This window comes from Paenibacillus sp. FSL R5-0345 (assembly GCF_000758585.1).
In the GTDB taxonomy this organism is placed as follows: Bacteria; Bacillota; Bacilli; order Paenibacillales; family Paenibacillaceae; genus Paenibacillus_AQ.
The window spans coordinates 6,273,646-6,287,078 of sequence record NZ_CP009281.1 but is presented as its reverse complement, the minus strand read 5'-3'; the positions used below and the strand labels follow the sequence as shown (position 1 = coordinate 6,287,078).

13 protein-coding genes are annotated in these 13,433 nt (G+C 41.4%); all 13 read left to right on the top strand.

From position 1 onward, the window contains the following. Positions 1-5 precede the first annotated feature (5 nt). The 13 genes from flgL to secA all read left to right on the top strand — a co-directional run bounded on the left by flgL (position 6) and on the right by secA (position 13,209). Positions 6-923, top strand: a complete 918-nt coding sequence (gene flgL, locus R50345_RS27820) for a flagellar hook-associated protein FlgL (RefSeq protein WP_042131337.1) — start codon at positions 6-8, stop codon at positions 921-923. Between the two features lie 15 nt (positions 924-938). Beyond that, positions 939-1,505, top strand: a complete 567-nt coding sequence (locus R50345_RS27815; RefSeq protein ID WP_042131336.1) for a DUF6470 family protein — start codon at positions 939-941, stop codon at positions 1,503-1,505. A 117-nt stretch (positions 1,506-1,622) separates the two neighbouring features. After that, on the top strand, positions 1,623-2,069 hold the full coding sequence (fliW, locus tag R50345_RS27810; RefSeq protein ID WP_042131335.1) for a flagellar assembly protein FliW: 447 nt from the start codon (positions 1,623-1,625) through the stop codon (positions 2,067-2,069). 1 nt (position 2,070) lies between these two features. Further along, positions 2,071-2,313: a carbon storage regulator CsrA gene (csrA, locus tag R50345_RS27805; RefSeq protein WP_042131333.1), complete on the top strand. Its 243-nt coding sequence runs from the start codon at positions 2,071-2,073 to the stop codon at positions 2,311-2,313. A 246-nt stretch (positions 2,314-2,559) separates the two neighbouring features. Then, complete coding sequence (locus R50345_RS27800) at positions 2,560-3,921, top strand: flagellin N-terminal helical domain-containing protein (protein WP_042131332.1); 1,362 nt, start codon at positions 2,560-2,562, stop codon at positions 3,919-3,921. A gap of 829 nt (positions 3,922-4,750) precedes the next feature. Then, positions 4,751-5,149: a flagellar protein FlaG gene (locus R50345_RS27795; RefSeq protein WP_231573968.1), complete on the top strand. Its 399-nt coding sequence runs from the start codon at positions 4,751-4,753 to the stop codon at positions 5,147-5,149. Positions 5,150-5,164: 15 nt separating this feature from the next. Beyond that, positions 5,165-6,634: a flagellar filament capping protein FliD gene (fliD, locus tag R50345_RS27790; protein ID WP_042131331.1), complete on the top strand. Its 1,470-nt coding sequence runs from the start codon at positions 5,165-5,167 to the stop codon at positions 6,632-6,634. A gap of 19 nt (positions 6,635-6,653) precedes the next feature. Continuing rightward, positions 6,654-7,052, top strand: a complete 399-nt coding sequence (gene fliS / locus R50345_RS27785; RefSeq protein ID WP_042131330.1) for a flagellar export chaperone FliS — start codon at positions 6,654-6,656, stop codon at positions 7,050-7,052. Continuing rightward, positions 7,045-7,380 carry a flagellar protein FliT gene (locus R50345_RS27780; protein ID WP_042131329.1) on the top strand — a complete coding sequence of 112 codons (336 nt, stop codon included), beginning with the start codon at positions 7,045-7,047 and terminating at the stop codon, positions 7,378-7,380. The genes fliS and R50345_RS27780 overlap by 8 nt, the downstream gene beginning before the upstream one ends. A 235-nt stretch (positions 7,381-7,615) precedes the next feature. Continuing rightward, entirely contained in the window at positions 7,616-7,813 is a 198-nt protein-coding gene (locus tag R50345_RS27775) for a cold shock domain-containing protein (protein ID WP_019915069.1), read from the top strand. Positions 7,814-8,198: 385 nt separating this feature from the next. Next, positions 8,199-9,644, top strand: coding sequence for an S-layer homology domain-containing protein (locus tag R50345_RS32265; RefSeq protein ID WP_052414760.1), 1,446 nt, complete (start codon positions 8,199-8,201; stop codon positions 9,642-9,644). A 229-nt stretch (positions 9,645-9,873) separates the two neighbouring features. After that, complete coding sequence (gene hpf, locus R50345_RS27765; RefSeq protein ID WP_042131328.1) at positions 9,874-10,422, top strand: ribosome hibernation-promoting factor, HPF/YfiA family; 549 nt, start codon at positions 9,874-9,876, stop codon at positions 10,420-10,422. Between the two features lie 279 nt (positions 10,423-10,701). Then, complete coding sequence (gene secA, locus R50345_RS27760) at positions 10,702-13,209, top strand: preprotein translocase subunit SecA (RefSeq protein WP_042131327.1); 2,508 nt, start codon at positions 10,702-10,704, stop codon at positions 13,207-13,209. Positions 13,210-13,433 lie beyond the last annotated feature (224 nt).

Below are 13,433 nucleotides of genomic sequence, written 5' to 3'. Positions count from 1 at the left end.
AGCGTATGTTGAGAGTAACCTCTAACATGATGAATTCACAGCTTCTGCTTAACCTAAACCGTAACGCACGTACGATGAACGACACACAATTACAGCTTTCAAGTGGCCGCAAAATCAATAAGCCTTCCGATGATCCGGTAGGAATTACGTATTCTCTGCGTTATCGTGCGGAGCTTTCATCTAACGAGCAATATACTAAGAATGTAGATAGCGCTCTTTCATGGCTAGATTATAATGATACAGTTCTAGGGCAGGCCGGAGATGTTGTACAGAAGATTCGTGAACTGTCCGTACAGGCTGCGACAGGTAGTAATCCACAGTCTGCTCTAGATAGTATCAATGCAGAGGTTATGCAGCTGAAAGAACAGCTGGTGGATATTTCTAACAGTACACTGAACGGAAAGTATATTTTTAATGGTGAGCAATACAATACGAAGCCTTATGATTTTGCTAAAGGTGCGGATGGTACATACGATGTATCTAAGCCGATTACTACGGATACAGGGCAGATTCAGTTTATCGTAGGTGAAGACGTGCGTATGCCTATTAGTACGACAGGTAATGACGTATTCGGTAATACTGGGGATGCAGACAATTTGTTTGCAATCATTAATCAATTATCAGTTGCCTTGAAATCCGGTGATTCCAAAGGAATATCGGCACAACTTGGTTTAATTGATACAAGGATGGAAAAAATTCTGACGGCGCGCTCTGAAATAGGGGCCAAAACCAACCGTGTGGAATTAATGCAGGATCGGCTTAGTGATTTGAATATTAACTTAACGGATTTACAGGCTAAGACTGAAGATGCCGACTATGAGGGTTTGATTATGAACTCTAAGATTCAAGAGAATATCTATAATGCATCCTTGTCTGTGGGTGCAAAGATTATTTCCACAACTCTCGTAGACTTTATCAGATAATAGAGGTGGTTCTCGTTGCTACAACCGATATTGCAAATCCGTCAGACGCCTGCTGTGATTGGTATTGATGCTGATCCGGGCACTTACTCGATCACTCAGCCTAAAGCTGAGGTTAAAATAAAGACTACTGCAGGTGAATTAACGGTTCAATCTACTAGACCGGAGCTTACTATTGATCAATCCCGTGCTTGGGAGGCTTATAACGGTGGAAGGATGCTGGATATGAACAAACGGATTTATTCTGGCATTCAACAGTTATACCTTCAGGGAATTGCCCGAAAGGTTGAGCAAGGGAATCGGATGGCTCAGTTTTTTAAACCTGGCAATACGATTGCAGAAGTATACGGATCAGACACTGAACCACAATCCTTTCCGGAGACACGTGGTCCAGCATCGTATGCTAATGTGGAGATTCACTTTGAGACGAGAGCCCCACAAATCGAATTTAGTGCCTCAAAGGTTGATATTCAGGTTGATCGGCGTAATCCTGAAATTGAGTATACCCGTGGAAAGTTAAATATATATATGCAGCAATACGCTTCTGTTCAGTTTATTCCACCAGAATTGAATGTTCAATTGTAGCTTCTTAAGCTATAGATGTGCCAGAAAGCGCCTCTATAGCTTTTGTGCTATATATTATGTAATAGGATTTCTTAAGAAGCTAGTTTTGCGCTGCAAAACTTTTGAGGAGTGAATTACTTGATTATAGAAACACTATCTTGGGGTACATTGGAAGTAGATGAAGAGCAAGTATACCATTTTCCCAAAGGACTACCTGGCTTTGATGAAGAAATCGACTTTGCTTTGATCGCGATGGAGCAAACACCTTTTTGGTATCTCCAATCTGTTAGAAGCATGGGTCTATCCTTTCTGTTAGGAGATCCATTTGTTTTTTATCCGTCCTATGAGTTTGAGTTGCCGGATGATGAAGCTGAAGAATTAAGTATAAAAGATGGGATTGTCGTTCGTTGTGTTATCACTCTGAAGGAACAAACTGAACATTCGACGATTAATCTTCTAGCTCCTATTGTATTGAATCCTACAGCTCGTTTAGCTAAACAGATCGTTCTTCATAAAGCACCTTACCATACTAAGCATTCCTTGCTGCAGGAACAGTCAGTTATCGATGGAAAGGATGGTGGATGATATGCTCGTGCTTTCCCGCAAAAAAGGAGAGTCCATCGTCATCCAAGATCAGATAGAACTGACGATCTTAAGCGTAGATGGCGATACGGTAAAGGTTGGTATCACTGCACCTAAGCATGTTGATATTTTTCGTAAAGAGGTTTACCTTTCAATTCAGGAGACCAATCGTGAGTCAGTTGGTCCACAGCAGACTGATCTGAATGCATTGATCCATCGGCTTCGTAATGTAAATAAGAATGAATGAATGATTGACATATAGCACGTATCTATTCCAGAACCTGGGACTGTTTGAACGCAGACTCGGGTTTTTTATTTTATTTTGGAGAATTTACCCAAGAAATTTTAAAAAAACTTCGAATTACTCTAAACAGTTGGGTGCGTACAGTCGATATATGTATTAGACGCTGAGCCGGCAGGGCGGCCGACCTTAATGGTTCGGCGTTTACCACATGGATGTGGAACTAACTTAATTTCAGGGAGGAAATATCAAATGATTATTAACCACAATATCGCAGCTTTGAACACACACCGTCAATTGGGTGCAAATACTGCAGCAACTAGTAAAAATATCGAAAAATTGTCTTCAGGTCTTCGCATCAACCGTGCAGGTGACGATGCTGCTGGTTTGGCTATCTCCGAAAAAATGCGTGGTCAAATCCGTGGTTTGGATCAAGCATCCCGTAACTCGCAAGACGGTATTTCTTTGATTCAAACTGCTGAAGGCGCTTTGAACGAAACTCACAGCATTCTTCAACGTATGCGTGAACTTGCAGTACAATCTGGTAATGATACAAACACACTAGATGACAGAAAAGAAATCCAAAAAGAAGTTGAACAGTTGAAATCCGAAATTAACCGTATTTCCGAAACAACAGAGTTCAACACTCAAAAACTTTTAAATGGTAGCTTAGGTGTTACAGGAACTTCCACTGATAAGACTAAAGTTGACATTACATCTGCTACTGGTTTAGCAAAAGGCAATTATACTGTAACTGTTGATACAGTTGCTACTAAAGCAAGTGCAGCCGCTGGTACTCTTGATCTTAGTGGTGGTGTAGATGTTTCTGGTAAAGAGCTAGTTATTAATGGCACAAAAATTGATTTTTCAGGTATGACAGCTGCAACTACACAAGATGTTGTAAATAAAATTAATGAATACAAAGATAAAACTGGTGTGCAGGCGACTGTAAGTACAAACTTTGTTAAGCTTGATCAAACAGAATTTGGATCTATTTCAAATATTACAGTAGGTGGAGCTGATGCTGCTGACTTCGGAGGAACTGTGGCAGCTGGTGTAGATGCAGTTGCTACAGTAGTTGGTCCAAATGGAGCATCTGAGCAGGTAACAGGTATAGGCCAATCAGTAGGTTTCCATGGAGCTGAATTTATTGCTAATGCTACAACAGCTACTGATTCAGCAACTATCACAGTTGCTGGCGGTGGAGCAACACTTCAAATCGGTGCAAATAAAGACCAAAGCATGACAATTGACGTTAATGAAGTTAGCTCTAACACGCTTGGTGATAAAGCTAATAACAAGTTGGTAAAAGATGTTAGTTTGTTGACGCAATCAGGTTCAAACGATGCGCTTAAAGTCTTAGACGAAGCTATGAAACAAGTTTCTGGCGAACGCTCTAAACTGGGTGCGTTCCAAAACCGTTTGGAGCATACGATCAACAACTTGGGTGCTTCTTCCGAGAACTTGACTGCAGCTGAATCCCGTGTTCGTGATGTGGATATGGCTAAAGAAATGATGAACCAAACGAAGAACAACATCCTTGCTCAAGCTGCACAAGCTATGTTGGCTCAAGCTAACCAACAACCACAAGGTGTACTTCAATTGCTTCGTTAATCTTATAGAGTTACAAGGAGATCCTAGACTATCTAGGGTCTCTTTTTTTAGCAGAACTAAAGGAAATTGAAATTATAAATCATATTTATCGAAAAGACGTATTTTGTTAGTCAACATTTAGGGTTTCTCTCGGGGAAGCCTTATTTTTGTTTCTGACAAAAGGATGGTGAGGCAATAGCGGAGTTCAACCTAGAAAGGAGTCTACTTGGGATTGGTGATAGCCTAATGAGGGATTTTTGTTGGTGGGAGTATGAGGGTGGGTCTAATTAGGCGGTCTTGAGATGTAATGAATGTATGTGATAGATGCGGAGAACAGTGGCATCTTGTATTCTTCAATTGCATGACACTTGACGAAGCTACAATTAATAAGATAATTAACTCACTGTAAGGTTATTTAGCCAATTAAGGCAAGTTTCGAACGAAAGTAGAGGATGCTAGTCAGAATATGGTGGACACTCTTATGGAGGATCAGACCCATTAATGTATAACGATTAATTGAGAAAATACTTTTAAGTGTAAGGAGTTGCTTATCTACTACTTCTCTTCACAGGTTTAAATCCTAATGGTAACTGTACTTCTAGTTACCAACAAAGTGATTACTTTACGAGAGGATACATTAGGTTGGTATGAATTTTTTTGTTTTTTAGTCGACATTTTATTTGCTTACTTTTAGTCGACATGTATTTGCTTACTTAATGATAAGGTTCGGACATTGTTCCGTTCTTCACTGTAGTAAACCTAAGGATAATTTTACCTCTCGTATTAATCAAATGTATAGAAAAACCGATAGATATAATATAAATGAAAAGTTAACGTGGGGGGTTCCAGTATGGATGTTCGTCTTTCGAATTCTGTAAGTTATACTAAAAAATTGATGGAAACGGGGGGGACACCATCTGTTACTCCTATAAATGAACAAAAAGAAGAAACTATCAAGTTAGGACAACTACGCAGCAATGTTGAATTAAAGAAGTTGGAACGAGAAGGTATAGCGGTTTCTATGGGAGAGGAACAGGTTGTTAAAGCGCTAGATCGGGCGCTAAAAGCCTTACAGGGGCCTACGACTACATTTGAAGTTAGCGTACATAAAGAGACCAAAGCCATTATGGTAAAAGTACTCAATAAGGAAACTGGGGAGTTAATTAGAGAAATCCCTCCTGAGAAGACACTAGACCTCGTGGCAAACATGATTGAAATTGCCGGTATTATGATTGACGAAAAAATATAGATAGGAGATGATACTATGGTGACTCGGATCAGTGGGATGGTTTCTGGTCTAGATGTGGACACTCTCGTAAAGCAGATGATAACTGCTAAGCGTGTACCATTAGATAAATTAAATCAACAAAAGCAGATACTTCAATGGCAACGGGACAACTATCGTGAGATCAATAGTAAGCTTGTAGATTTTCAAAATTCTAAGTTAAAGAATTATGACAAGTCGACGGCATTAAATACCCAGACTGCAGTTGTAACTGGGAATACGACAGCATTGAAGGCCGAAGCAACAGCCGATGCTAACGGTATACCTATGAAAATGGAGATTACTGAATTAGCAAAACCGAGGTCTTGGGAGACAGTAGTTCCTAAAAAAGATGGATCAATACCTTCGTCTGCAACTAAGCTATCTGCGATTGCGGATTCTGCCTCTACAACACAAACATATAATATTGTTATCAATGGTAGTAGCATTAATTTTGATAAGGAATTGAGTATATCAGGGGTAATTGCGAAAATAAACTCAGATAGTAAAGCTAATGTAACGGCTAAATATGATGAGGTTACAGGTAAGTTTTCCTTGGCTTCAAAAACCTATGGGGATGAAGGTAAGGTTGATCTCACAGGTACAAACAGTTTATTGACCTTATTTGGATCAAGTGATCCTGCTTTCAAGGTTACAATTCCTCCAGAGAAGGCACAGATTACTGTAAATGGTTCACCAATGAGTTTTGATAGTAATAATTTCAAAATAAATGGTGTGAGTTTTACACTTTTGTCTAAAACGGATGGGGTAGCTACTACAATTAATACGCAAACAGACTCGGCGAAAGCTTTGGAAACTATTACGAGTTTTGTGAAGGATTATAATGAACTGTTAAGTGTGTTAAACAGTAAAGTTGATGAAGAGAAATATAAGGATTTCACACCACTTTCGGACGAGCAAAAGAAAGAAATGACGGATAATGATATTGAACTATGGGAGAAAAAGGCTAAGAGTGGATTGTTGAGGAACGATGAAATTCTGAAATCTACTATTGCTTCTATGCGATTTGAACTATCAAATAGGATGGGCGAACTTAGTTCGATCGGTATAACTGCAGGTCAATATTATGAGAATGGGAAGTTATATATTGATGAGGCGAAATTAAAGCAAGCCTTAGCAGATAATCCTCAAAAGATTATGACTTTGTTTCAAGGTGGTTCAGGATCTGATGGCGTATTCGATAAATTAACTACCACCGTAGGTAATACCTTGGATAAATTTGTTACTAAGGTAGGGACATCAAAGTTTTCGTCAGATTTAACCATTGCCTTTAAGTCAGATAGCTTAATGGGCAAGCGATTGACAGATTATAATACTAGGATTAAAACACTTCAGACTCGTCTCACTACTCTGGAGACAAACTACTACAAACAGTTTACGGCAATGGAAACTGCTATGAATAAATATAACTCTCAGTCTTCTGCATTATCTAGTTATATGGCAAATTAACCGATAGAGGTGACATTACATGATGACTTCTCCATATGATAAATACCGTCAGTCGTCTGTTCAAACATCAACTCCTGCGCAGTTGGTAATCATGTTGTATGATGGAGCCATTCGTTTTGCGAGAACAGCAATGGATGGACTAAGCAAACAGGACTATGAGAAGACCAGTCTGAATTTTGGCAAAGCTCAAACGATTATTAGTGAATTAATGAGTACATTGGACTACTCCTATGAGGTATCTAATAATCTTTATTCACTTTATGAATATACGAATTTCTTGTTAGTGGAAGCTAACATCCGCAAGAGCCCAGAAAAAGCGGAAGAGGCTATCGGCTACCTTACAGAACTTCGGGAAACTTGGCTACAAGCATCCAAAATCGCTGCAGGCCAGGGACAGGCTGAAAGTGCTCATGGATGAGTTAATTCAGAGCCTGAAGGAACTGACCTTAGGCATCACGGACAGACTTGATGAGACTACCTATGAGGAACTGGAGTTTTTTGTCGAGGATCGTCAGGAGCTTGTCGACGCTATTGCAGAACAAGCCGGAATTTGTAAGTCGACAACCGCACAAAAACAAGAAATTAATCGAATTTTGGGATACGACAATGTAATCTTAGACAGAATGAATGCTCTTCGTTTGGAAGCCCAAGACTGGCTGCAGAAGCGTAATCAGGCCAAGGTACAACGCAGCGCCTACGAGGCTGCTTATACCCCAGATAGTTTTTTAATGGATCGCAGAAAATAATTTATTTCGGTGTTTCACTATAGGAGTAGACGGGTATTAAATACCGTCTGCTTTTTATTTTATCGTTATACCAAATCTATTTCTTAATTAAGGAGAGATAAATGTCATATTTTACGTGGTAAATTATTGCATGTAAACATTTACTTTTCCAATTGACAATAAAGAAGTTGCGGTGGTATAGTCGATTTGTGAGCAAGACTCACGTTCATCTGATGACGAAGGGAATGTTTAATCAATGGAAGGTAAAGTAAAATGGTTTAACGCAGAAAAAGGTTATGGTTTTATTGAAACTGCAGACGGTGGCGACGTATTCGTACACTTTTCCGCGATTCAAACTGATGGTTTCAAGACTTTGGATGAAGGCCAATCCGTAGAGTTCGATATCGTTGAAGGTGCACGCGGACCACAAGCAGCTAACGTAATCAAATTATAATCATACGGCTAAGCCGACCTACATATAAGTAGATGGTTAGCAATTTAGACAGCGCTAGCAAGGATCTTGGGAACTCTCCCAAGGTCCTTTTTTTGTGTTTGGGGCCCCCGCAAAGTACCTGAGTATGCATCGAAGTAAAGCTCCACTTTGTGGGGATATTTTGTGCTCTCATAAACCTCCATTAAGGCTGTTAAAAGCTAGAAAATAGCGTGCTTTGTAAATTCATATTATGGAAAATGTTAGAACTCTTCGAAATGTGGGTAATAGTTGTACGTTGAGCTGTTTATCTTACCTCGACGCACACTATGTTAGCCTAGGTCAATACATCTAAGAAAAGATTCATATAGCCTATGCTATCAAAACTTTTAGGAGGATGATTAGCAGGATGAAAAAGAAGTTGCGCGGTCTTATGACCGGAGTTTTAGGAGTTAGTATATTATTAGGATCTCTTGGCAGCGTATCTGCCGCCTCCGTACCTAAGGATATTCAAGGTCACTGGGCCCAAGGTCAGCTACAGGAATGGCTAGATAGAGGATACCTTGGAGGATACCCAGACGGTACTGTTAAACCAAATAAGGCAATTACACGTGGAGAGTATGTGACTCTGGTAAATCGCCTGTTCGGTTTTACAGAAAAAGCAACTGTAAGCTTTAAAGATATGAAAAGTACAAACTGGAACTACAGTGAAGTGGCTAAAGCCGTGGAAGCTGGTTATATCGGAGGATACGAGGACAATACGTTCCGTCCTAATAGTCCGCTCACAAGACAAGAGGCAGCTGTAATGGCTGCAAAATTACTTAAATTGAGCACCAATACCACTACTAGCAAATTTAAAGACAATGCACAAATTGCAGCATGGGCAAAAGGTGCAGTAGCCGCTGCAGCGGATAAGAAGATTATTAACGGTTATCCGGACGGAACCTTCGGTCCTAAGAGATCGTTAACACGTGCAGAGGCTGTAGGTATCATCAATACCTCAGTCATCTATTACCCAGGTAGCGGCACAGGTGGTGGAGTAGTACCTACCCCAACGCCAACAGCTACTCCGACACCAACAGCTACACCAACCCCAACAGCTACTCCTGGCGGTAGTACTGGTGGAGGCAGCGGTGGTGGATCTGGCGGCGGTAACGGTGGTGGAGATGTCACAACTCCAACCGTAAGTGGGGCAACCTATGGTAACGTTGGTTCGGTAACAGCCGATGTATACCTGACATCTTCCGTAACAGGCTCAGTGTACTATGTTGTAGCTCCTTATACTGCTAACGTAACTGCACCGAGTGCATTACAGGTGGAAAAAGGACAAATCAGCAATGGAACTGCAAGCGAAATTCACGGAAGTGTTGCAGCTGTAGCCAAAACAAATGTTACATTCTCGGTTTACGGATTGAATCCTGGGACAGAATACGCAACATATATCGTAGCAGCGGATGCATCTGGCAATCTGTCTACTGTGACAACCGTTCGATTAACTACTGCTCAGGTAACTACAAACTCGTTTACGCTTTTTGAACCAGGACAAGTAGGTACTGTTACAGCAGATGTATATGTTAAATATGGTGTGACAGGTGCCGCTCCAACCCCAGTAAGATATGTAGTATTGCCTGCTAATGAAAAAGCACCTAGTGCAACACAAATTTCTTTAGGCCAGAATAGTACTGGTACAGCATTGACTGCTCCATGGACGGACACGCTTACGTTCGCTCCTGGTGTAAAACATACGCATACATTGACTGGATTGACAGCCAATACTGCCTATAAGGTATACGTTATTACAGGATCAGGTACGCAATTGTCACCTGTAGAAATCATTCAAATTCATACCAAGTAACTTAATCTTATACTGTCTCAGTTTGGGAATATAAGAATGGAATTCGTACTATAATAACGACAGGTTTACTCTTGGTCCGGTGAGGCGAATAGTTGCTCTTGCCGGACTTGTTTTATTTGTGAACACTACGACAATAATTGTTATCTAATTGTAAGGGCTGTAAGGAATTACTTTTTACTTAGCCTTAACAATTTGGTATAATGAAGGTGTAACTAAAGGAGGAGTGGCCATGCAATTCACCATTCGAGGTCAACAAATTGACGTGACCGACGCTTTGAGAGAGTATGTTGATAAGAAGCTCAGCAAACTTGAGAAGTATTTCGAAGCACCCCCTACCTCTGAAGGGTCTGTGACGCTTGGCGTAGTTCGCGGCCTTCATACGGTGGAAGTAACCATTCCGCTTGCTGGCGTGACGCTTCGTGCGGAAGATCGCAGCGATGACATGTATGCTTCCATAGATGCCGTTGTGGACAAGCTGGAACGTCAAATTCGCAAACACAAAACGAAGATCAATCGTAAGTTCCGTCAAGAGGGACTCAAGACGCTGTTTGTGGACGGAGCAAGTACCGCTGTTGCTGTAGAAGAACAAGATTATGATGATTTAGAAGTTGTGCGGAACAAGCGCTTTACGATGAAGCCGATGGATGTTGAAGAAGCGATTCTTCAAATGAATATGGTTGGACATAATTTCTTTGTGTTTTCCAATATCGACACCTCGGAAGTAAGCGTAGTTTACAAACGTGATGATGGTAAATATGGACTGATTGAACAGGGCTAAGATCCAATGATGCCAGTTATGCTCAAAGTATAAAGGGCTTCGACAGTTAGTCAGAACCTAAGAAATTTAAACCGAGCCCCTATTCGCTGCAAGCGAATAGGGCTCTTGTGCGTATAAGCGGATAGATTTGAAAAATGTGGCTGATACACCTTGTATTGCGGCATCTCTTACAAACTGTTACAATTTATGAAGCAGCGGAATCGAATTTATAAATGGCCCTTTCAATTTTGTGAGGATGGGCTCGGTTCCACCATCTGTGTTGCATGAAAGGGGTTAACCATGCTAGGACTTGTAAAGAAAATATTCGGAGACACCAACGATCGTGACGTTAAACGTCTCATGAAGACAGTCGATGTAATTAATGGATTGGAACCGGAATTTGTAAAGCTGTCTGATGAACAGTTACAAGCTAAGACAGCAGAATTCCGTGCCCGTATTGAAAAAGGCGAAACTTTGGAAGAAATTCTTCCCGAGGCATTTGCAACCGTGCGTGAAGCTTCCAAGCGGACACTTGGTATGCGGCATTTTGATGTGCAGCTGATTGGTGGTATGGCTCTGCATGAAGGCCGAATCTCCGAGATGAAGACTGGTGAAGGTAAGACGCTAGTAGGTACATTGCCAGTGTATTTGAATGCTTTGCTAGGTAAAGGTGTACACGTAGTAACGGTCAATGACTATTTGGCTCAGCGCGATAGCGCACAAATGGCACAAATTTATAACTTCCTGGGCATGACGGTTGGGGTTAACCTGAGCGGTATGGACCATGCTGATAAACAAGCTGCTTATGCCTGCGATATTACGTACGGCACGAACAACGAATTTGGTTTTGATTATTTGCGTGACAACATGGTGCTCTATAAAGAGCAAATGGTTCAGCGCCCTCTGTATTTCTGTATTATTGATGAAGTGGACTCTATTCTTATTGATGAAGCACGTACACCTCTTATCATTTCCGGACAAGCTGAGAAGTCTACAGAATTGTACTTTTCAGCAGACCGTTTCGTGAAAAAGCTTAAAGCTGAGGAAGACTACACAGTTGATATTAAAGTGAAGTCTGTAGCCTTGACTGAAAAAGGTGTAGCTACTGCTGAGCGCGCTTTTGGTATTGAGAACTTGTATGATCACAGTCATGTGACCTTGAATCACCATATCGTCCAAGCCCTGAAAGCAAACGTAATTATGCGTCGTGACGTAGATTACGTTGTAAACGAGGGTGAGGTCGTTATTGTCGATGAATTTACAGGACGTCTAATGTCAGGACGTCGCTATAGCGATGGATTGCACCAAGCGATTGAAGCGAAGGAAGAAATTGAAGTACAGAATGAAAGTATGACTCTTGCAACGATCACATTCCAGAACTACTTCCGTATGTATCGCAAACTGGGCGGTATGACAGGTACAGCGAAGACTGAGGAAGAGGAATTTAAGAAGATTTATGGTCTTGAAGTTCTTCAAGTCCCTACGAACAAACCGAATCAACGTGTAGATATGCCGGATGTTGTTTACAAGAGTGAGAACGGTAAGTTCAAAGCTGTTGTGGAAGAAATTGTAGAGCGTCACAAAAAGAACCAGCCTGTACTGGTTGGTACAGTGTCAATCGAGAATTCAGAGCTCGTATCTGAAATGCTGAAGCGTAAAGGTGTTAGACACCAAGTGCTTAACGCGAAGCATCACGCTGAAGAAGCGGAAATCATTACACATGCAGGTCAACCGGGTACAGTTACGATTGCTACCAACATGGCTGGACGTGGTACGGACATCGTTCTAGGTGAAGGTGTGACAGATCTTGGAGGTCTGCATATTATTGGTACAGAACGTCATGAATCGCGTCGGATTGATAACCAGCTGCGCGGTCGTGCGGGTCGTCAAGGTGACCCTGGTTCTACACAATTCTACTTGTCGCTTGGCGATGAGCTTATGAAGCGTTTTGGTGCTGACAACGTTCTAACTATGATGGATCGTCTCGGATTTGAGGAAGATCAGCCGATTGAGAGCCGCATGATCACACGTGCTGTAGAATCTGCTCAGAAACGTGTTGAAGGCAATAACTTTGATATCCGTAAAGTCGTATTGCAATACGATGACGTGATGAATCAGCAGCGTGAAATTATTTATAAACAACGCCGTGAGATTCTGGAGTCTGATAATATTAAAGATATCGTGCTTGAAATGATCAAACCAGTAATTGAGCGTATCGTTCTTGCACACTGTAGCGATGATATTCCTGAGAACTGGGAACTGCAAGAAGTTGCTGATTACGTAAACAGCAAGCTGCTTGAAGAAGGTGCTTTAACCCGTGATATTCTATGGGGTAAGGAAGCAGAGGAGATCATCGAGTTTATTTTCGAACGTGTGCTTGAGAAATATGCTGCACGTGAAGAACGTCTAGGTTCAGAACTTGTACGTGAATTCGAGAAGGTAATCGTGCTTCGTTCCGTAGATAGCAAATGGATGGATCATATTGATGCAATGGATCAATTGCGTCAAGGGATTCACTTGCGTGCTTACGGGGGTACGGATCCACTTCGCGAGTATCAATTCGAAGGTTTTGAGATGTTTAATACTATGACTGCTACGATTCAAGAAGAAGTAGCTACTTATATTATGAAGGCTCACATCGAAGCGAATCAGGAACGTCAATCCGTTATTGATGAAGACAAGATTTCTACAAACGGAGAGCCTGTTGAGAAACGTCCGGTTCATGTTGAGGCTGTAACTGGCCGTAACGATCTTTGCCCTTGCGGAAGCGGCAAGAAGTACAAGAATTGCCACGGTCAAAACGCATAAGATAAACGTTCAGTAGCACTCATAATCAGGAGTAAGATGTAAGTCTGTATCCCTGATGTCTATGGGTATACTAACCATAAAGAGCGGCTGGGCCCGGGGGTATCCCCCGTTTACGGCCCAGTCGCTTTTTTGGATGTTTAGTATTCGAGTGAATGAGGAATGGAGAGAAGGTTTGGAACTGGAGAAGCGTAGCGCTCGCCTTTATCTTCAGATTCCAACCGCAA